The organism is Phycicoccus sp. CSK15P-2, from assembly GCF_016888005.1.
Classification (GTDB): Bacteria; Actinomycetota; Actinomycetes; order Actinomycetales; family Dermatophilaceae; genus Phycicoccus.
The window spans coordinates 18,761-38,210 of record NZ_JAFDVE010000017.1 but is presented as its reverse complement, the minus strand read 5'-3'; the positions used below and the strand labels follow the sequence as shown (position 1 = coordinate 38,210).

Genomic DNA, 19,450 nt, shown 5'->3' with positions numbered 1-19,450 from the left:
CCTCCACCCGCACCACCCATCCATCACGAACGAGCGAGATAGGAACCCATGGCGAACTACACCGCCGCTGACATCAAGGCGCTCCGCGAGAAGACCGGCGCCGGGATGATGGACGTCAAGAAGGCCCTTGACGAGGCCGACGGCGAGATGGCGAAGGCCGAGGAGATCCTGCGCGTCAAGGGCCAGAAGGGCGTGACGAAGCGCGAGGGTCGCACGACGTCGAACGGTCTCGTCGCCGCCCAGGCCGGCGACGGCGAGGGCACCCTCGTCGAGGTCCTCTGCGAGACCGACTTCGTCGCCAAGGGCGAGAAGTTCGGCGAGCTCGCGGGCCAGGTCCTCGCCCAGGCCGTCGCGACCAAGTCGGGCGACGCGGGCAGCCTGCTGTCCTCGACGCTCTCGGACGGCAAGACCGTCCAGGAGCTGCTCGACGACGCGAACGCGACGATCGGCGAGAAGATCGAGGTCAAGCGGGTCGCTCGGCTCGAGGGCGAGCACGTCGTCTCCTACCTGCACAAGACCAGCCCCGACCTGCCGGCGCAGATCGGCGTCCTGGTCTCGACGTCCGGCGGCGACGACGTCGTCGCCCGTGACGTCGCCATGCACGTGGCCGCGTTCAGCCCCTCGGTGCTCACCCGCGACGAGATCGACGAGACGACGGTCGAGAACGAGCGGCGCGTCGCCGAGGCCACCGCCAAGGAGGAGGGCAAGCCCGAGGCCGCCCTCCCGCGGATCGTCGAGGGACGGGTCAACGGCTTCTTCAAGGAGCAGGTCCTTCTCGAGCAGCCCTTCGCCAAGGAGCCGAAGAAGACCGTCGCGGCGGTTCTCGGTGAGGCGGGTGCCGAGGCCACCGGCTTCGCGCGCTTCCGCGTCGGCGCCGACGCCTGACGGGCGCGACCGCGCACACCACGACGCCCCCGGGAGATCCCGGGGGCGTCGTCGTACCCCGGGCGGGGGCCCGCGCCGGCGTCCCCCGTGGTGCCGACCGGGGTTGGAGCACCGATTCCTCCGAGGTCCCCGTGGCGTCGGGCGAGTGCCGGCCCGACGCGGCGCGGATCCCCCTGCCGATCCGGTGGGTTCCCGGGCCGCGCGTGCGACGATGGGACCGGAGGTGGGTCCCATGACCGAGTGGCGGAACACGAGCGGCACCGCGTCGAGCACGCGCGACGACCTGGAGCCGGGTGGTGACGACGCAGGTGCCGACGACGCAGGTGCCGACGACGCAGGTGCCGACGACCTCGGGCGGAGGGTCCACGTGGACCTGCCACGCGTGGCCCCGGAGGACATGGTGACGACCCACGACGTCGACACCGCCCGTGACCCCGAGGGTGGCCGCGACACCGAGCGCGACTTCATGCTCCGCTACGCCGGCGGAGGCATCTGAGCGACATCGTGCGGGGACCGTCGGGGCCGGCCGGTCCACGGCGCAGCGGAACCCGCTCGGGGCCGGCACCCACCCGCTGAGGGCCTCGAGGCGGGCGCCCTCAGAGCCGTCCGGTGTCCGCAACGGCTTCCGGTACCGCCGGGACGGCCGCTGCTGGGCCGGCCCCGGTCGCCGCGGTCACCGGGTCCAGCGCACTCCACGGGAACGTGACCCAACGGTCGGTGCTGCGCCACGCGTACTCCGGTCGGACGACCGAGCGTGGCTTCTCGTAGACGACGGCCGTGCGCAGCCGCCCGACCCGCCCCGAGCAGAACGCCTGGACGCACTGGAGCGTCAGCCCGGTGTCGGCCACGTCGTCGGCCAGCAGCACGTCGGCGTCGTGCAGGTCGGCGAGGTCGGGCACCGGCGCGAGCACCTGCGGCTCTCCGAGCCGCTCGTCCACCCCCGTGTAGAGCTCGACGTTGAGGGTGTAGGTGGTCTTCACGCCGAGGGAGTACCCGAGCGCGCCACCGACGAGCAGACCGCCCCGGGCGATGGACAGCACCGCGTCCGGTACGCCGTCCACGGCGACCAGCGCCGCGAGGTCCCGCACGGCGTCGCCGAAGGCCTGCCAGGTGAGCACCTCACGCTCGGTCTCCATCGCGCCATCGTGGCAGGCGCGGGTTTCGGCGACGTTTCCCGGTTGGGCCGCGAGGTCCGGGCTGTGACAGGATCGGGTGACCGCCGCACCGCCCTCGAGGAGGCCCTGTGACCACGACTGCCACCGCCACCGCCCCTCGGGTCGAGGAGCAGGCGAACCCCCGCGCCCGCCGCGTGCTCCTCAAGCTGTCCGGCGAGGTCTTCGGCGGGGGCAGGGTCGGGGTCGACCCCGACGTCGTCCGCGGCGTCGCCCGCCAGATCGCCGAGGCGGTCCGGGACGGCATCGAGGTCGCGATCGTCGTCGGTGGGGGCAACTTCTTCCGCGGGGCCGAGCTCCAGCAGAAGGGGATGGAGCGCGCCCGGGCCGACTACATCGGCATGCTCGGCACGGTGATGAACTGCCTGGCGCTCCAGGACTTCCTCGAGAAGGAAGGCGTGCACACCCGCGTCCAGACCGCCATCACGATGGGTCAGGTGGCCGAGCCGTACATCCCGCGCAGGGCCATCCGTCACCTCGAGAAGAAGCGGGTCGTCATCTTCGGTGCGGGGGCCGGCATGCCGTACTTCTCCACCGACACGGTCAGCGCCCAGCGGGCCCTGGAGTGCCAGTGCGACGCCGTCCTGATGAGCAAGAACGGTGTCGACGGCGTCTACGACGCCGACCCCCGGACGACGAGCGACGCCCGCAAGCTCGACCAGGTGACCTTCGAGGACGCCCTGCGCCTGGGCCTGAAGGTGGTCGACGCCGCAGCGTTCAGCCTGTGCATGGACAACAAGCTGCCCATGGTCGTCTTCGGCATGGAGGGGGAGGGCAACGTCACGCGGGCGCTGCGTGGCGAGCCCATCGGCACGCTGGTCTCCGCCGGCTGAGCGCGGCCGCGCCCGGGACGGTCCGGGCGTTCGACATACTTGACCCCGCAGCGCCGCATCACCGTGGCGCAGACCGAAGGAGAAGCGCCCGGATGATCGACGAGACCCTGTTCGAGGCCGAGGAGAAGATGGAGAAGGCCGTCGAGGTCGCCAAGGACGGCTTCGCCGGCATCCGCACCGGTCGTGCGCACCCCGGCATGTTCCAGAAGATCACCGTCGACTACTACGGGGCGCCGACCCCGCTGCAGCAGCTGGCCTCGTTCCAGACGCCCGAGGCGCGCACCATCATCATCAGCCCGTTCGACAAGTCCTCGATGCACGCGATCGAGAAGGCCATCCAGCAGGCCGACCTCGGGGTCAACCCGAGCAACGACGGCACCATCATCCGCTGCACCATGCCCCAGCTCACCGAGGAGCGCCGCCGCGAGTACGTGAAGATGGCGCACTCGGAGGCCGAGGACGCCCGTGTCTCGGTCCGCAACATCCGCCGCACGGCGAAGACCGCACTCGAGAAGCTCGTCAAGGACGGCGAGGTCGGCGAGGACGAGGGGGCACGCGCCGAGAAGGAGCTCGAGTCCGTGACCAAGCGGCACGTCGACCAGATCGACGACCTCCTCAAGCACAAGGAAGCCGAGCTCCTCGACGTCTGAGCGCCGCCGATGACCGACCCCGCGCACCTGAGGCCCCCGACACCCTCGTCGGCCGACCTCGCCTCGCCCTCGTCCGAGGACTCCCCGGACGAGGCCGAGGCGACCCGCGGCGGGGCGGGGCGCCGTCGGACGCCGAGCGCGGGCCGCGACCTGCGCGCCGCGATCGGGGTCGGCCTGCTCCTCGGGGCGCTCGTCGTGGGCAGCCTCTCCTACGACGCCCGCGCCTTCCTCGTCGTCCTCGCCGCGGCCGTCGCGGTGGGCGCCTGGGAGGTGCGGCGCGCGGTCGCGGCCCAGGGGATGCAGGTCCCGCTCCTGCCGCTGCTGCTCGGCACGGTGGGGATGATCGTCGCCGCGTACCTGCGCGGCACCGAGGCGCTCGTCGTCACCTTCGGGCTCACCGTCGTCGGGCTGCTCGTGTGGCGTGTCGCGGACGGCGTGGCCGGGGCGGCCCGTGACCTGGCGGCGTCGGCGCTCGTCGCCTTCTACCCGGCCTTCCTCGGGGGGTTCGCGTCGTTGATGCTCGCCGAGGAGGACGGGCGGCAGCGGATCGTCGCCTTCGTCCTCGTCACCGTGTTCTCGGACATCGGCGGCTACGCCGTGGGGGTCCTGCTCGGCAAGCACCCGATGGCGCCCTCGCTCAGCCCGAAGAAGTCCTGGGAGGGCTTCGCCGGTTCGGTCCTCACCTGCGCCGTGGTCGGGGCGGTCTCCCTCCCGATGCTCCTCGGCGGCCAGTGGTGGGCCGGTGCCGCGCTCGGCGCGGTGGCCGCGGGGGCGGCGACGGTCGGCGACCTCATCGAGTCGAGCATCAAGCGCGACCTCGGCATCAAGGACATGGGCAGGCTGCTCCCGGGCCACGGTGGCGCCATGGACCGCCTGGACTCCCTCGTCGTCGTGGCGCCGGTGGCGTGGGCGATCCTCAGCTGGTTCGTCCCGAACGGCTGACGGGCGACCGGCGAACCGTCGGGTTCCGGGCCCGCCTGACGGCGGGCCCGGGACCGGTCGTCGTCAGACGGCGCGGCGCAGACCCATCAGGGAGTCGAGCTCGGGCGTCGTGCCCAGGCGGAGGGAGCCGTCCGTGTTCTCGGTCGTCAGGCAGGTGATCCGCCGGTCGAGCCAGTGGTAGACGTGCGGCGACACCGGTGTGAGGCCGTCGGCCTGCATCGCCTCGGCCTGGAGCGGCACGAGGTCGAGGGCGTCGCGGGTCTGCTGCGGGGTCGCGCACACCTGGAAGACCACGGCGTGCCGGTGGGGGAGGGCGAAGACGATGCCGCCGCCCTGGTCGGCGCCGGGCGTCCACAGCTCGACCGCGTCGGCCAGGAAGCGCGCGAAGGACGCCGTGTACGGCGAGTCGCTCATCACCGCGGTGACCGACCGCGAGCCGTCCCCGACCCGCATGACCTCGGCCGGCACGCTGTGCATCAGCGTGCACAGGTTGCGCCTTGCCCGGTCCATGAGCTTGGGGAGGCGCATGCCGCTCTCCTGCACGCGGTCGTCCGGGAGGGTCACGACCGCCGTCGGCAGGTCGAGGGTGAGCACCTCGTGAAGATGCGTGGCGAACGGTGACGCGTAGCTGAACCCGAGCCCGGTGGACTGGATGCGCTCGGCGCCCACGAGCCGCGAGGTGAGCGCGGCCTCGAAGGCGGAGTGGTCGAGGCGGTCGATGTCGGTCTCGGCGGCCTCCGTCAGTCGCTCGAGGTGGGCCCGGACGTCGCCGTGGAGCACCCCCGCCTCGTCGTCGACGTCGGGAACCGCCATGAGCGGTGGAGGCGGAGCCAAGGTCGTGGAGACCGGAGCACCCGCGGGTCGTTCGGAGTGGACACGAAGACGGTCGAACAGGCCCATGGCCGTTCCTTCCCTGCAATTCCCGTTCCCCTGCCGAACGAGACTTCGACCAGAGTAGGTCCTCGGGGCGAACTTCGCAGAAGTTCCGGAGGATCGGCCGAACGGCCAGGTGCCGTCCTCCTTTCGGTGCGTTCCCGCGGGGAACGGTCGCGGCACCGGTGACGGCGAACCTGCGACAATGAGGCCCGATGACCGAGCCGCCCGCCCCCCGCCCTGCCCCCGGCGAGCTGACCCTCACGGCGCCACGCCGGGGCAAACCGCCACGACACCTGGCCGACCTCGACGTCGCCGGACGCCGCGAGGCCGTCACCGCGCTCGGGCACCCGGCGTTCCGCGCCAACCAGCTCTCGACGCACTACTTCGACCGGCTCGTCGACACGCCGGAGGGCATGACCGACCTCCCGGCAGCGGTGCGGGACGACCTCGTCCGCGACCTGCTGCCGCCCCTGCTGACCCCGGTCCGGCACCTCACGGCGGACGGCGGCGCCACGGTCAAGCAGGTGTGGCGGCTCTTCGACGGCGCGCTCGTCGAGTCCGTCCTCATGCGCTACCCGAACCGGGTCACGGTGTGCATCTCGAGCCAGGCCGGCTGCGGGATGAACTGCCCGTTCTGCGCGACGGGGCAGGAGGGCCTGACCCGCAACATGTCCGCGGCGGAGATCGTCGAGCAGGTCGTCGCGGCCGCCCGGATGTTGCGACACGGCGGCCTGCCCCAGGCTCCGGCGGGCCGCGGAGTGGCGCTCGGCGACGAGGCGGAGGGCGACGGGAACGGCGGTCCGACCCGGGTGAGCAACGTGGTGTTCATGGGCATGGGGGAGGCGCTCGCCAACTACAAGGCGGCGATCGGTGCCATCCGCCGGCTCACCGAGCCACCGCCGTCCGGCCTCGGCATCTCGGCGCGCGGCGTCACGATGTCGAGCGTCGGCCTCGTGCCCGGTATCGACCGGCTGGCGGCCGAGGGCATCCCGGTGACGCTCGCCCTCTCGCTGCACGCGCCGGACGACGAGCTGCGGGACGAGCTGGTGCCGGTGAACACCCGGTGGAAGGTCGACGAGGCGATCGACTCCGCCCGCCGCTACTACGAGGCCACCGGTCGCCGGGTGAGCATCGAGTACGCCCTGATCCGGGACGTCAACGACCAGGCCTGGCGGGCCGACCTCCTCGGCGAGAAGCTCGCCGCGCGGGGCAAGGGGTGGGTTCACGTCAACCCCATCCCCCTCAACCCCACCCCCGGGTCGAGGTGGACCGCGTCCCGGCCGGGCGTCGAGCAGCAGTTCGTCGAGCGGCTGCGTGCCCACGGCATCCCGACGACGGTGCGCGACACCCGCGGGTCGGACATCGACGGCGCCTGCGGCCAGCTGGCCGCGTCCACGGCCTGACCTGGCGAACGGCGCGCCCGAACCGCATGCGGTGGTTACCCTCGTAGGGTGCGACGCCGGGTGCTCGGGGCCGCTGCGACGGTGCTCCTCCTCGCGGCGGGCTGCTCGTCGGCCGAGGACCTGCCGGAGAACCTGCGGGACCGTGCCGCGGAGCCGCACTCGGGTCACGTCGACCCGGCGGCGGTCTCACCGGAGCCGACGGCCACCGACGTCCCGCTGCGCCCGGGGGAGCGCTTCGTCGAGCTCCGGCTGCCCGTCGAGTACACGCCCTCGGCACCCTCCGGGGCGGGCACCGACGACTACCGGTGCTTCCTCGTCGACCCGGGCTTCGACGTCGACGAGCTCGTGAGCGGTGTCGACATCCGGCCGGACAACGCCGACCTCGTCCACCACGTCATCGTCTCGTCGGTGCTGCCCCGGGACGTCGAGGTGGCCCAGCGGCTGGACGCCGACGCCCCCGGCCCCGGGTGGTCGTGCTTCGGCGGCAGCGGTGTCCGCTCGGCCGGGACCGACCTCGACAACGCCGACTGGGTCGGCGCCTGGGCGCCCGGCGGCGGGGAGCGGGTCATGGCGGAGGACATCGGCATCCCGCTCGAGGCCGGGTCCCGGCTCGTCGTGCAGATGCACTACAACCTGCTCGGCGGCACCGGATCGGACCGCAGCACCGTGCGGCTGCGGGTCTCCGACGCGGCGGACGGGGACCGCACCCCGCTCGCGACGATGCTGCTGCCGGCGCCCGTCGAGCTGCCCTGCCGGAGCGGTCGTTCCGCCGGCCCGTGCGCCCGCGGGGTCGCCGTCGCGGACGTCAAGGAGCGGTTCGGTGAGGAGGTCGCCACCGCCGACCTCCTGCACGCGCTCTGCGGCCCCGTCGACCCCGGTCCGGTGCAGAGCTGTACCCGCACGGTCCGCCGCGGCGGCACGGTCCGGGCGGTCGCAGGGCACATGCACCTGCTCGGCCGCGAGATCACCGTGGACCTCGCCAAGGGCACGCCGCAGGCCCAGCGGCTGCTCGAGGTCGCGAGCTGGGACTTCGACGACCAGGGCAGCATCCCGCTCGACGAGCCCGTCCGGGTCGAGCCGGGGGACGAGCTCACCGTCACCTGCCGGCACGACCAGTCGCTGCGCGACCGCCTCCCGGCCTTCGACGGCCGGCCCGACCGGTACGTCGTGTGGGGTGACGGGACGACCGACGAGATGTGCCTGGGCATCGTCCTGCTCACCCGCGACTGACCCGAGGACACGCCACTCGCGACGGGCCGGATACACCGACCACCCACCCGTCGTCGGGACGAGCACGAGTGCCCCGGCCGGTCGGGCTCCGATGTGTCCCGCCCGCGGACATGTGTCCCGCCCGCGGACGGACGGAACGGGCGGGGCCCCGCGTCAGGTGGACAGGACGTCGACCGCCTCGGCGAGGTCGTCGACGAGATGGACGTGCTCGGCCATGGCCCGGCCCGACCCGAGCGCGTGCAGCGCCGGCCACACCGGAACGTCCTGCGACCAGTGCCGGTGGCCGACGAGGACGAGCCGGGGGAGCGGGCGCTCGTGGTCGCCGTAGTAGAGGGCGGTCGCGGCCTGGAAGATCTCCTGCACCGTGCCGGCCGCCCCCTCGAGCACGACGACCCCTGCGGTGCTCCGGGCGAGCAGGCCGTCCTCGCGGATGGCGTTGGAGAAGTACTTGGCGACCCCGTCGCAGAACACGTTCGGCGGCTCGTGGCCGTAGTGCCACGTGGGGATGCCGATGCTGCGCACCCCCGAGCCGTCCGGGGCGCCGTCGAGCAGCCCGTGGCGGACGTCGAGGGCGAGCGCGGCCCACTCGCGGACGTCCGGTTCGAACGACGGCACGGCTCGGAGGGCCTCGACCCCGTCGGCGAGAGCGTCCGCGGACCGGGCGAGGGCGCCGAGGTTCGCCGCCTCCATCGCACCCGGTCCGCCGCCGGTGGCGACGACGAGGCCCGCCCCTGCCAGTGCGTGCCCGAGGGCGGCTGCCCGGGCGAAGCCCTCCTCGTCGCGCCGGAGCGAGTGCCCGCCCATGACCCCGACGACCGGGGTCGTCCCGAGGACGTCCGTCAGGGCGTCGCTCATCGAGTCGTCGTGGATGGCGCGCAGCAGCGTCGCGAACGCGTCGTGGGCCAGGGCGGCGTCGCGGGACCACGCGTGGGCCCGGGCGTCGGGGGTCGCGGCGTAGCCGACCTCACGGAGACCGTCGTAGAGCTCGTCCGGCGTGTAGAGCCGCGCCCGGTAGGGGTCGACCGGCGCCCGCGGGTCGGTGGGGAAGACGAGCGCTCCGTGCGAGCGCAGGTGGGCGTCGAGGTCGTCCGGCAGCCGGCCGCCGAGGACGACGAGGCCCTCGACGTCGTCCCGCCCGAGCAGCCGTGCCGCGCGGCCGGTGAGGTCGAGGTCCTGCAGCCGCAGCCCGCGCAGCGGCGTCCCGGCGTCGAGCGCCGCGTCGAGGGCGGCCAGGGTCTCGATCTCCCGCATGTCGCGAACGTACCGTCCGCGGGCGCACCGTCCGCCGGCCGGGTCAGAGGTGGTTCTCGGCCTCGGTCAGCACGTCGCGCAGCCGGCGCTCGATCTCGTCGAACTCCGCGGGGCCCATCGTCAGCGGGGGTGCCAGCTGGACGACGGGGTCGCCACGGTCGTCGGCCCGGCAGTAGAGGCCGGCCTCGAAGAGCGCGCCGGAGAGGAAGCCGCGCAGCAGCCGCTCGCTCTCGGCGTCGTCGAAGGTCTGCCGCGTCTCCTTGTCCTTGACGAGCTCGATCCCGTAGAAGTACCCGGCGCCCCGGACGTCTCCGACGAGCGGCAGGTCGAGCAGCCGCTCGAGCGCGGTGCGGAAGTGCGGCGCGTTCTCCTTGACGTGGTCGTTCAGGCCCTCGCGGTCGAAGATGTCGAGGTTGGCCATCGCCGCCGCGCAGGAGACCGGGTGGCCTCCCCACGTGTACCCGTGCGGGAAGGTCGTCGTGCCCGTGCGGAACGGCTCGAAGAGCCGCTCGCTCGCGACCATGAGACCGAGTGGCGCGTACCCGGAGGTGATGCCCTTGGCGGTCGTGATGATGTCGGGCACGTAGCCGAAGTCGTCGCAGGCGAACATCGACCCGATCCGCCCGAAGGCGCAGATCGTCTCGTCGGAGACGAGGAGGACGTCGTACGCGTCGCAGATCTCGCGGACCCGCTCGAAGTAGCCGGGGGGCGGGGGGAAGCAGCCGCCGGAGTTCTGCACAGGCTCGAGGAACACCGCCGCGACGGTGTCGGGGCCCTCGAACTCGATGGCCTCGGCGATCCGGTCGGCGGCCCACCGGCCGAAGGCCTTCTCGTCGTCGCGCAGGTGCTCCGGGGCGCGGTAGAGGTTGGTGTTCGGGACCTTGTGCGCGCCCGGCACGAGCGGCTCGAAGTCGGCCTTGGCGGCCGGGATGCCGGTGATCGACAGCGCGCCCTGCGGGGTGCCGTGGTAGGCGACCGACCGGGAGATCACCTTGTGCTTGCGCGGCTTGCCCGTGAGCTTGAAGTACTGCTTCGCGAGCTTCCACGCGGTCTCGACGGCCTCACCGCCGCCGGTCGTGAAAAACACCCTGTTCAGGTCGCCCGGCGCGTTCGCGGCGAGCCGCTCGGCGAGCTCGATGGCGCGCGGGTGCGCGTAGGACCACAGCGGGAAGAACGCGAGCTCGCCCGCCTGCTTCGCCATCGCCTCGCCGATCTCGGTGCGGCCGTGCCCGACGTTGTTGACGAACAGCCCGGCGAGGGCGTCCATGTACTCGCGGCCGCGGTCGTCCCAGATCCGCCAGCCCTCGCCACGGGTGATGACGGGCACGCGCTGGCCGAGCCCGCCGTGCTCGCGGTCCTCGAACACCGAGTGGCGGGTGAAGTGCATCCACAGGTGGTCGCGCGCGGCGTCGGAGTACGTGGCCCCGCTGCCCGTGCGGCGCTCGCTGCCGGTCGCGGTGGTCTCTTGCGGCGTGGTGGTCATCGGGTTCCCCAGTTGTAGTGCTGCTTGTTGAGCTTGAGGTAGACGAAGGTCTCGGTGGTGGTCACACCGGGAAGCGTGCGGATCCGCTCCGTCAGGAGCTCGAGGAGATGGTCGTCGTCCTCGCAGACGACCTCGGCGAGCACGTCGAAGGACCCGGCGGTGGTCACGACGTAGTCGACCTCGGACATCGCCGAGAGTGCGTCACCGAGCTCGACGAGGTCGCCGGAGGCACGGATGCCGATCATCGCCTGCCGCCGGAAGCCGACCTGGAGGGGGTCGGTGACGGCGACGATCTGCATGACCTCGGCGTCGAGCAGCCGCTGGACGCGCTGGCGCACCGCCGCCTCGGAGAGGCCGACGCTCTTGGCGATGGCGGCGTACGAGCGGCGCCCGTCCTCCTGGAGCAGCTCGATGATCCGCTTGGCGACGTCGTCGAGGCGGATCTCCGGGCCGCGGTCTCGTCCGGTACGGGTGCTCACGCGGCCCATGGTGACGACGAACGCTGCACGGCGCAAGTCTCGGACGGGCGGAATCCGTGGACCGCACTGCTTCTGCATCAAGATTCCCTTGAATTTCGCGGACGAGGCTAGTGATTTCGCGGCCGGGAGTACTACTGTGCCGCCACAGCCACGTGTCCAGCGAGATCCCGGGAGGCCCTGCGATGACCAGCCCCCGCGCCCTGCGCAGCTTCGTCGACGGGCAGTACGTCGACGCCCGGACCGACGTCCGGTCCGACATCGTCAACCCGGCCACCGGTGCGGTGGTCGCGACGGCGCCGGTCAGCGGGGCCGAGGACGTCGACGCCGCCTACGCCGCGGCCGACCGCGCGTTCGGCGAGTGGGGGCGCACCACGCCCAGCGAGCGTCAGCAGGCGCTCCTCGGGCTGGCCGACGCCATCGAGGCGCGGGCCGAGGAGATCATCGCGCTCGAGTCCGAGGACACCGGCAAGATCAAGGCGCTCACGGCGAGCGAGGAGATCCCGCCGATGGTCGACCAGCTCCGGTTCTTCGCCGGAGCGGCGCGGGTCCTCGAGGGCCGGGCCGCTGGCGAGTACCTGGCCGGCCACACCTCGTGGGTCCGTCGCGAGCCGATCGGGGTCGTCGGACAGGTCACGCCGTGGAACTACCCGCTGCTCATGGCGGTGTGGAAGATCGCGCCGGCCCTCGCCGCGGGCAACACCGTCGTCCTCAAGCCGAGCGACACCACGCCGGAGTCGACCCTCCTCCTCGCCGAGATCGCGTCCGAGCTCCTCCCCGCGGGAACCCTGAACGTCGTGACGGGCGACCGCGACACCGGGCGACTCGTCGTCGAGCACGAGGTGCCGTCCCTCGTCGCCATCACCGGGTCGGTCCGGGCCGGCGCGGAGGTCGCCGCGAGTGCCGCGCCCGCGCTCAAGCGCGTCCACCTCGAGCTCGGCGGCAAGGCGCCCGTCGTGGTCTTCGACGACGCCGACCTCGAGGCCGCCGTCGAGGGAATCGCGGTCGCGGGCTACTTCAACGCCGGCCAGGACTGCACGGCCGCGACCCGCGTGCTCGCCGCACCCGGCATCCACGACGACTTCGTCGCCGCGCTCGCGGAGTACGCGAAGGGTTCGGCGCCGGTCGGGCTCCCGGACGACGAGGACGCCCTCTTCGGACCGGTCAACAACGCGGCCCAGCTCGAGCGCGTCTCCGGGTTCCTCGAGCGGCTGCCCTCGCACGCGAGCGTCGCCGCGGGCGGCAACCGGGTCGGCGCCCTCGGCGACGGGTTCTTCCTCGAGCCCACCGTCGTCTCCGGGCTGCACCAGGACGACGAGGCCGTCCAGCACGAGATCTTCGGCCCGGTCATCACCGTGCAGCGCTTCACCGACGAGGACGAGGCGGTCCGCTGGGCCAACGGGGTCGAGTACGGGCTCGCGTCCTCGGTGTGGACCAAGGACTTCGGCCGGGCGATGCGGATGTCCCGCGCGCTCGACTTCGGCTGCGTCTGGATCAACACCCACATCCCGCTCGTCGCCGAGATGCCGCACGGCGGCTACAAGAAGTCCGGCTACGGCAAGGACCTGTCGATGTACGGGTTCGAGGACTACACCCGGGTCAAGCACGTGATGGCCAACATCGAGATCTGACCCGAAACACGACCGACACACGAGCACGCGCATCCTGTCCGCACGACCGGGCCGCGCAGGGCCCCGCACCACCCGAGGAGAACGCCGATGGCGACACGCCCCACCCCCGACCCCCTGTCGCCCGCCCTGCGGGTGGCGCTGGCCCGTGGCCTGACGACCCGTCGGACCCTCATGGCCGGAGCCCTCGGGCTGGGTACGACGGCCGCCCTCTCCGCGTGCGGCAGCGAGGGCCGCGGTGGCGGCAGCGGTGCGAGCGGCACCCGGACCGCCGCGGCCGCGGAGGACCTCAGCGACACCGAGAAGGTCGTCAACTGGTCCAACTGGACCCAGTACATCGACGTCTCCGACGACGAGGCGAGCCGCCCGACGCTCGACGCCTTCACCCAAGAGACCGGGATCGAGGTCGAGTACACCGAGGACTACAACGACAACGACGAGTTCTACGCCAAGGTCCGCCCGCTGCTCGACGGCGGCGAGGACACCGGCCGTGACCTCTGGTGCAGCACCGACTGGATGGTCGCCCGGCTCATCCAGCAGGGCTACGTCCAGGAGCTCGACTACGCGAACATCCCCAACGGGGAGAAGAACCTCGTCGAGTCGCTCCGTCAGGTCGAGTTCGACCCCGGTCGGAAGTTCAGCCTGCCCTGGCAGAGCGGCTTCGCGGGCATCGCCTACAACCTCGACGCCACGGGCGGGACCGAGGTCGAGACGATGACCCAGCTGCTCACCGACCCGAGGCTCAAGGGCAAGGTCACCCTGCTCACCGAGATGCGCGACACGGTCGGCCTGGTGCTCCTCGAGATGGGCAAGGACCCGGCCGCGTTCACCGACGCCGACTTCGACGCCGCGATGCAGATGCTCCAGGACGCCAAGGACTCCGGCCAGCTCAAGGGCTTCACCGGCAACGACTACACCGACGGGCTGACCAAGGGCGACATCGCAGCGTGCGTCGCGTGGACCGGCGACGTCGTGCAGCTGCAGTTCGAGAACGACGCCGTGCAGTACGCCCTGCCGCAGGCCGGCTTCATGCTGTGGTCGGACAACTTCGTGGTGCCGGCGCTCGCGAAGCACAAGAAGAACGCCGAGACCCTCATCGACTACTACTACCGGCCGGAGGTCATGGCCGAGGTCGAGGCGTGGGTCAACTACATCCCGCCGGTCCAGGGCACCCAGGCCGAGCTCGAGGCGATCGACCCCGAGCTCGCGAGCAACGAGCTCATCGTGCCGAGCGACGACGTCCTCGCCCGGGCCCACGTCTTCCGCGGTCTGACGCCCGAGGAGGAGCAGCGGTACACCAGCGCGTACTCGGACCTCACGGCGTCCTGATGGCCGAGCACGGTGCGGGGGACCTCCGGCTCACCGGGCTCACGAAGCGTTTCGGCGACTTCACGGCCGTCCACCCGCTCGACCTCACGATCCCGCGGGGCTCGTTCTTCGCCCTGCTCGGCCCGTCGGGGTGCGGCAAGACCACCACGCTGCGCATGGTCGCCGGCCTCGAGGAGCCGAGTGGCGGCACCATCCACCTCGGCGACACCGACGTCACGGGCACCCGTGCCCACCGGCGCAACGTCAACACGGTGTTCCAGTCCTACGCGCTGTTCCCGCACATGACCGTCCTCGACAACGTGATGTTCGGGCTGCGCCGCAAGGGGGACAAGCAGGCCGAGGCCAAGGCGCGCGAGGCGCTCGAGCTCGTCCAGCTGGGGCAGGCGGGCGGGCGGCGGCCCGGCCAGCTCTCGGGCGGGATGCAGCAGCGGGTGGCGCTCGCCCGGGCCCTGGTCAACCGCCCCGACGTCCTCCTGCTCGACGAGCCGCTCGGGGCCTTGGACCTCAAGCTGCGGCGGCAGATGCAGATCGAGCTCAAGCGCATCCAGCAGGAGGTCGGGCTGACGTTCGTCCACGTCACGCACGACCAGGAGGAGGCCATGACGATGGCCGACCACATCGCCGTGATGAACGCCGGTCGGATCGAGCAGCTCGCCGACCCCGCGACGCTCTACGAGCACCCGGCGTCGACCTTCGTCGCGAACTTCCTCGGCCAGTCCAACCTCCTGCGCGCGCGGGTCGAGGGCGGCGCCCGCGACGGCCTCGTGCGGGCGAACACCGAGGGCCAGGAGCTGCTCCTGGCCGCGGACTCGGTCCCGGAGGGGCTCACCGACCTGTGGGTGGGGGTTCGTCCCGAGAAGCTGACCCTCGGCGAGGCGGGCGGTCGCAACCGGCTGGGCGGCCGTGTCGTCGACGCCTCGTTCACCGGAGTCGCGACCCAGTACGTCGTGCGCACCCCGTGGGGTGCCGATCTCGTCGTCGTCCAGCAGAACGACGGCTCCGCGCGCGCGACCCCCGGTGAGGACGTCACGCTGTCCTGGGAGCCCGGGCGGGAGTTCGTCCTCGACGCCGCACAGGACGACCACGCCGGCCTCGACGAGGTCGCCGTCGATGGCTGAGGCCGCGCTCGCGCCCGGCGGCCCCGCGAGGCGTCGCCGGCGCAGCTGGGTGCCGTACGCGCTCCTCGCGCCGGGCCTGCTGTGGCTCGCGGTGTTCTTCGTCGCGCCGATGGTGACCCTCGGGTCGCAGTCCCTCCAGGAGGGCAACGTCTACGACGGCTACACCCTGACGGGCAACGTCGGCATCTACGCCGACGCCGTCGGGAAGTACTGGCCGCACCTGCTCCGCTCGGTCGGCTACGCGGCGACCGCCACCGTGTTCGCGCTGCTGCTCGCGTACCCGCTCGCGTACTTCATGGCGCAGAAGGCGGGCCGGTGGAAGAACGTCCTGCTCGTACTCGTCGTCGCACCGTTCTTCACGAGCTTCCTCATCCGCACCCTCGCCTGGCGGACGATCCTCTCCGACACCGGGCCGGTCACCGAGGTCGCCCAGGCGCTGCACCTCACCGACCTCCTGCAGCTGCTGCACCTGACGAACAACGACACCCTGCTGTCCTCGAAGTTCGCGGTCATCGCCGGGCTGACCTACAACTTCCTGCCGTTCATGATCCTGCCGCTCTACGCCGCCCTGGACCGTCTCGACCCCCGGCTCGTCGAGGCCGCCGGCGACCTCTACGCCTCGCCGTGGCAGGCGTTCCGCCACGTCACGTGGCCGCTGTCGCTCCCGGGCGTCGTCGCGGGGACGCTCCTGACCTTCATCCCGGCCGCCGGTGACTTCATCAACAGCCGGCTGCTCGGGAACACCCAGACGGTCATGATCGGCCAGGTCATCGACAGCCAGTTCCTGCGGGTGCTCGACTACCCGCTGGCCGCGGCGCTGTCCTTCGTCCTGCTCCTCATGATCCTCGGGCTCGTCACCGCCTACGTGCGCCGGGCCGGCACCGAGGAGCTGGTCTGACATGGCCTGGGTCCGGCGCCACCTGCTGTTCCTCGCGGCGGTCCTCGTGCTCGCGTACATGCTCGTGCCGAACGTCGTCGTCGCCGTGTTCTCCTTCAACGACCCCGTGGGTCGCTACAACTACACGTGGCGGGCCTTCTCGCTCGACGCCTGGGCCAACCCGTGCGGCGCCGCGGGGATCTGCCAGTCGCTCGGGCTGTCGCTGCGCGTCGGGCTCGTCGCCTCGCTCACCGCGACCGTCCTCGGGACGATGGTCGCGTTCGCGCTCGGGCGGCACCGCTTCCGCGGGCGGGCCGGGACGAACCTGCTGATCTTCATGCCGATGGCCACCCCCGAGGTCGTCATGGGCTCCAGCCTCCTCACGCTCTTCCTCATGATGGGGCTGCCGGCCGGGACGCTCGCCATCACCATCGCGCACATCATGTTCTGCATCAGCTTCGTCGTCGTCGCGGTCAAGGCGCGGGTCGCCACGCTCGACCCACGGCTCGAGGAGGCGGCGGCCGACCTCGGGGCCACGCCGCTGCAGACGTTCCTGCGGGTGACGTTCCCGCTCGCCTTCCCGGGGATCCTCGCCGGGGCGCTGCTGGCGTTCTCGCTGAGCTTCGACGACTACATCATCACGAACTTCACCGCGAGCCCGAGCTCGGTCACCTTCCCCATGTACGTGTGGGGTGCGGCCCAGCGCGGGGCCCCGGTGCAGGTCAACGTCATCGGGACGTTGATGTTCCTCGTCGCCCTCCTCGTCGTCGTCGCCGGGCAGGCGCTCGCCGCCCGCCGCGAGCGCAGCCGAGCGGGCTGAGCCGGAAGGAGCCCGGATGCGGGTGCTCGTCATCGGGTCGGGCGGCGTCGGCGACGCCGCGGCCCGGATCGCCGCGCGGCGGTCGTTCTTCGACGCCTGGGTGGTCGCCGACCGCGACCTGGCCCGGGCCGAGCGGACCGTCGACGCGGTCGTCGGCCGGAACCCGGGGGAGACCCGGTTCACCCCCGCCGAGGTCGACGCCTCCGACACCGCCGCCGTCACCGCCCTGGCCCGGCAGGCCGGGGCCACGCACGTGCTCAACGCCGTGGACCCCCGTTTCGTCATGCCGGTCTTCGAGGGCGCTCGGGCGGCCGGCGCTGACTACCTCGACATGGCGATGAGCCTGTCGCGGGCACACCCCGACGAGCCGTACGCACGGGTCGGTGTCCGGCTCGGCGACGAGCAGTTCGCCGCGGCGGGGGCGTGGGAGGCGCAGGGCCGGCTCGCGCTCGTCGGCATGGGCGTCGAGCCCGGTCTGTCGGACGTCTTCGCGCGGTACGCCGCCGACCACCTCTTCTCGGAGGTCGACGAGCTCGCGGTCCGGGACGGGGCGAACCTCGTGGTCCGCGACGAGGCGGGCAACCCGGTGTTCGCCCCCGGGTTCTCGATGTGGACCACCATCGAGGAGTGCCTCAACCCGCCGGTCGTGTGGGAGCGCGGGCGGGCGGGGGAGGAGGACGGCGGATGGTTCACGCTGCCGCCGTTCAGCGAGCCGGAGGTCTTCGAGTTCCCCGAGGGCATCGGGCCGGTCGAGTGCGTCCACGTCGAGCACGAGGAGGTCCTCCTCATGCCGCGCTGGATCGACGCCCGCCGCGTGACGTTCAAGTACGGGCTCGGCGAGGAGATGATCTCCGTTCTGCGGACCCTGCACACGCTGGGTCTGGACCGCACCGAGCCCGTCCGGGTCGGGACGGCGACGGTCAGCCCGCGGGACGTCGTGACCGCCGTGCTGCCGGACCCGCTGACGATCGGGCCGCGGATGGAGGGGCGCACGTGCGCCGGGGTGCTGGTCACGGGCACCGGGACGGACGGGAGCCCGCGGCGGACCTACCTGTACCACGTCGTCGACAACGCCGACTCGATGCGCGAGGACGACGCCCAGTGCGTCGTCTGGCAGACCGCGCTGGGCCCGGTCGTCGCGCTCGAGCTGCTCGCGACCGGCGCGTGGTCGGGTGCCGGCGTCCTCGGCCCGGAGGCCTTCGACGCCGTCCCGTTCCTCGACCTGCTCGCGGCCCCGGCGCCGGAGGGCTACGGCTCTCCGTGGGGTCTCGAGGAGCGCTGAGCCCCGCGCGACGGTCCCGCGAGATCGACCACTGCCGTCACGCGGTGAATGAGGCATGCGTATGCCGCCCCAGTGCCGCGTCGTGGAGTAGGTCGGGCAAACGCACATGGCAGTGATGCCGTGAGCCCGGTTCAGCTGAGCGAGGAGGAACTGCGGTTCCTGCGGGCCGCAATGCTGGATTGGGGCGGCCTGTTGTCTCCTGACGACGCTCTCGCTGCCGCGCTCGGTTTTACCGACGCCGAGTCGATGTCGAGCGAGGCGTGGGGACTCTGGAGACGCATCGAAAGGCGTGAAGACCTCAGCCACGAAGACTGGCGGCGCGTCTTGCTCGCCGCCGAGGTGGTCTTCGTGAGTGACGTCGTCGGATCGGGCATCGACTGGTCGATCACGAGCGGCATCCCAGATGGAGAAGCCATCTCAATTCTGCGCGGTCTTCAACGCAAGCTGCCACGCTGGCGCGGCAGCTCTCAGTTCCGTGTCGACGCCGACGAGGTTCGCCTGACGGATCCCGAGCGACCGAGCCCATAGCACCTGCGGAGAAGGACAGCACATAGTCGACCGGCGCGATGTGGGCGGCGCGAGGTCGATCAGGCAGCGCCGCCCAGAGGGCGGACGTTGTGGGAGCCGGTGGCTCGCTCGGCAGCCAGGTCGTGGGCGGTCTGCATGGCCAACCAGCCGCGGGCGGTCCCGACTCCGGCCTCCTCGAGGCGCACGGCGAGGTTCGGGCTGATCCGGGCGTGGCCGTGAAGCACCCGGCTGAGCGTCACGCGGGAGATCCCCAGGCGCGATGCGGCCTCACCAACACCGAGGCCGAGGTCGGTCAGGACGTCCTCGCGCAGGATCTCACCGGGGTGCACCGGGGTCTTCATCGCCATGGTCCTCACCTTCTCCTTCAGTGGTAGTCCTGATAGTCCACGAGCTCGATGTCGTTCTCGACGAAACGGAACGTCACCCGCCAGTTGCCGTTGACCCAGATCGACCAGTGGCCGGCCAGGTCGCCCTTCAACCGGTGGGTCCGGAACGAGGGGATCGACAGGTCCTCCGGGGTCTGCGCCACGTCCAGTGCCGACAGGATCCGCAACAACTTCGGGGCGTGCACTGCTTGCACGCCCTTCTTCGACCCGTCCCGGTAGAGCCGTTCCAGACCCTTGTGCCGGAAGCTGACGATCACAGCCCCAACGTAGCGTGTATCGCT

21 protein-coding genes are annotated in these 19,450 nt (G+C 72.0%); 14 read left to right on the top strand and 7 right to left on the bottom strand.

Annotated elements, in window-relative coordinates; all coding sequences use genetic code 11:
• Positions 1–48: 48 nt before the first annotated feature.
• Positions 49–885, top strand: coding sequence for a translation elongation factor Ts (gene tsf / locus JQN72_RS10830; RefSeq protein WP_204135204.1), 837 nt, complete (start codon positions 49–51; stop codon positions 883–885).
• Between the two features lie 232 nt (positions 886–1,117).
• Positions 1,118–1,381, top strand: coding sequence for a hypothetical protein (locus tag JQN72_RS10825; RefSeq protein WP_204135203.1), 264 nt, complete (start codon positions 1,118–1,120; stop codon positions 1,379–1,381).
• Between the two features lie 100 nt (positions 1,382–1,481).
• On the opposite strand, the gene JQN72_RS10820 is transcribed toward JQN72_RS10825, so the two are convergent.
• On the bottom strand, positions 1,482–2,021 hold the full coding sequence (locus JQN72_RS10820; RefSeq protein ID WP_204135202.1) for a phosphoribosyltransferase: 540 nt from the start codon (positions 2,019–2,021) through the stop codon (positions 1,482–1,484).
• 107 nt (positions 2,022–2,128) lie between these two features.
• Between JQN72_RS10820 and pyrH the strand changes: the two genes are divergently transcribed.
• The 3 genes from pyrH to JQN72_RS10805 all read left to right on the top strand — a co-directional run bounded on the left by pyrH (position 2,129) and on the right by JQN72_RS10805 (position 4,482).
• Positions 2,129–2,890: a UMP kinase gene (gene pyrH, locus JQN72_RS10815; RefSeq protein ID WP_204135201.1), complete on the top strand. Its 762-nt coding sequence runs from the start codon at positions 2,129–2,131 to the stop codon at positions 2,888–2,890.
• Between the two features lie 92 nt (positions 2,891–2,982).
• Positions 2,983–3,540 (top strand): ribosome recycling factor, encoded by a 558-nt coding sequence (gene frr / locus JQN72_RS10810; RefSeq protein ID WP_204135200.1) that lies wholly within the window; start codon positions 2,983–2,985, stop codon positions 3,538–3,540.
• Between the two features lie 9 nt (positions 3,541–3,549).
• A complete protein-coding gene (locus tag JQN72_RS10805; protein WP_204135199.1) occupies positions 3,550–4,482 on the top strand; it encodes a phosphatidate cytidylyltransferase in 933 nt (310 codons plus the stop codon).
• 63 nt (positions 4,483–4,545) lie between these two features.
• On the opposite strand, the gene JQN72_RS10800 is transcribed toward JQN72_RS10805, so the two are convergent.
• Positions 4,546–5,295, bottom strand: coding sequence for a hypothetical protein (locus JQN72_RS10800; protein WP_204135198.1), 750 nt, complete (start codon positions 5,293–5,295; stop codon positions 4,546–4,548).
• 275 nt (positions 5,296–5,570) lie between these two features.
• Here JQN72_RS10800 and rlmN point away from each other — a divergent pair, with 275 nt between their 5' ends.
• Positions 5,571–6,761: a 23S rRNA (adenine(2503)-C(2))-methyltransferase RlmN gene (gene rlmN / locus JQN72_RS10795; RefSeq protein ID WP_204135197.1), complete on the top strand. Its 1,191-nt coding sequence runs from the start codon at positions 5,571–5,573 to the stop codon at positions 6,759–6,761.
• Between the two features lie 48 nt (positions 6,762–6,809).
• Complete coding sequence (locus JQN72_RS10790) at positions 6,810–7,991, top strand: hypothetical protein (protein WP_307812613.1); 1,182 nt, start codon at positions 6,810–6,812, stop codon at positions 7,989–7,991.
• A 153-nt stretch (positions 7,992–8,144) separates the two neighbouring features.
• On the opposite strand, the gene JQN72_RS10785 is transcribed toward JQN72_RS10790, so the two are convergent.
• Genes JQN72_RS10785 through JQN72_RS10775 form a run of 3 tightly spaced genes read right to left on the bottom strand, consistent with a single transcriptional unit; the run spans position 8,145 to position 11,213 of the window.
• A complete protein-coding gene (locus tag JQN72_RS10785) occupies positions 8,145–9,242 on the bottom strand; it encodes an LOG family protein (RefSeq protein ID WP_204135196.1) in 1,098 nt (365 codons plus the stop codon).
• Positions 9,243–9,285: 43 nt separating this feature from the next.
• Complete coding sequence (locus JQN72_RS10780) at positions 9,286–10,725, bottom strand: aspartate aminotransferase family protein (RefSeq protein WP_204135195.1); 1,440 nt, start codon at positions 10,723–10,725, stop codon at positions 9,286–9,288.
• Positions 10,722–11,213, bottom strand: coding sequence for an Lrp/AsnC family transcriptional regulator (locus tag JQN72_RS10775; protein WP_204135194.1), 492 nt, complete (start codon positions 11,211–11,213; stop codon positions 10,722–10,724). The genes JQN72_RS10780 and JQN72_RS10775 overlap by 4 nt, the downstream gene beginning before the upstream one ends.
• Before the next feature lie 173 nt (positions 11,214–11,386).
• Between JQN72_RS10775 and JQN72_RS10770 the strand changes: the two genes are divergently transcribed.
• From JQN72_RS10770 to JQN72_RS10740, 7 genes are all read left to right on the top strand, one after another.
• Complete coding sequence (locus JQN72_RS10770) at positions 11,387–12,832, top strand: aminobutyraldehyde dehydrogenase (RefSeq protein ID WP_204135193.1); 1,446 nt, start codon at positions 11,387–11,389, stop codon at positions 12,830–12,832.
• Between the two features lie 87 nt (positions 12,833–12,919).
• Positions 12,920–14,158 (top strand): spermidine/putrescine ABC transporter substrate-binding protein, encoded by a 1,239-nt coding sequence (locus JQN72_RS10765; RefSeq protein ID WP_204135192.1) that lies wholly within the window; start codon positions 12,920–12,922, stop codon positions 14,156–14,158.
• Positions 14,158–15,276 (top strand): ABC transporter ATP-binding protein, encoded by a 1,119-nt coding sequence (locus JQN72_RS10760; protein ID WP_204135191.1) that lies wholly within the window; start codon positions 14,158–14,160, stop codon positions 15,274–15,276. Before JQN72_RS10765 ends, JQN72_RS10760 begins: the two co-directional genes overlap by 1 nt.
• Positions 15,269–16,174 carry an ABC transporter permease gene (locus tag JQN72_RS10755; RefSeq protein WP_204135190.1) on the top strand — a complete coding sequence of 302 codons (906 nt, stop codon included), beginning with the start codon at positions 15,269–15,271 and terminating at the stop codon, positions 16,172–16,174. The genes JQN72_RS10760 and JQN72_RS10755 overlap by 8 nt, the downstream gene beginning before the upstream one ends.
• A 1-nt stretch (position 16,175) precedes the next feature.
• Complete coding sequence (locus JQN72_RS10750) at positions 16,176–16,973, top strand: ABC transporter permease (protein ID WP_204135189.1); 798 nt, start codon at positions 16,176–16,178, stop codon at positions 16,971–16,973.
• Between the two features lie 16 nt (positions 16,974–16,989).
• The gene (locus JQN72_RS10745; RefSeq protein WP_204135188.1) at positions 16,990–18,255 is read left to right on the top strand and encodes a saccharopine dehydrogenase family protein; all 1,266 of its coding nucleotides are present in this window, start codon (positions 16,990–16,992) and stop codon (positions 18,253–18,255) included.
• A gap of 120 nt (positions 18,256–18,375) precedes the next feature.
• Positions 18,376–18,783, top strand: coding sequence for a hypothetical protein (locus JQN72_RS10740; protein ID WP_204135187.1), 408 nt, complete (start codon positions 18,376–18,378; stop codon positions 18,781–18,783).
• Between the two features lie 59 nt (positions 18,784–18,842).
• Here the strand turns inward: JQN72_RS10740 and JQN72_RS10735 are convergent, their stop codons facing one another.
• Together JQN72_RS10735 and JQN72_RS10730 are read right to left on the bottom strand one after the other, a co-directional pair.
• Entirely contained in the window at positions 18,843–19,130 is a 288-nt protein-coding gene (locus JQN72_RS10735) for a HigA family addiction module antitoxin (protein WP_204135186.1), read from the bottom strand.
• 17 nt (positions 19,131–19,147) lie between these two features.
• Positions 19,148–19,426 (bottom strand): type II toxin-antitoxin system RelE/ParE family toxin, encoded by a 279-nt coding sequence (locus JQN72_RS10730; protein ID WP_204135185.1) that lies wholly within the window; start codon positions 19,424–19,426, stop codon positions 19,148–19,150.
• Positions 19,427–19,450 lie beyond the last annotated feature (24 nt).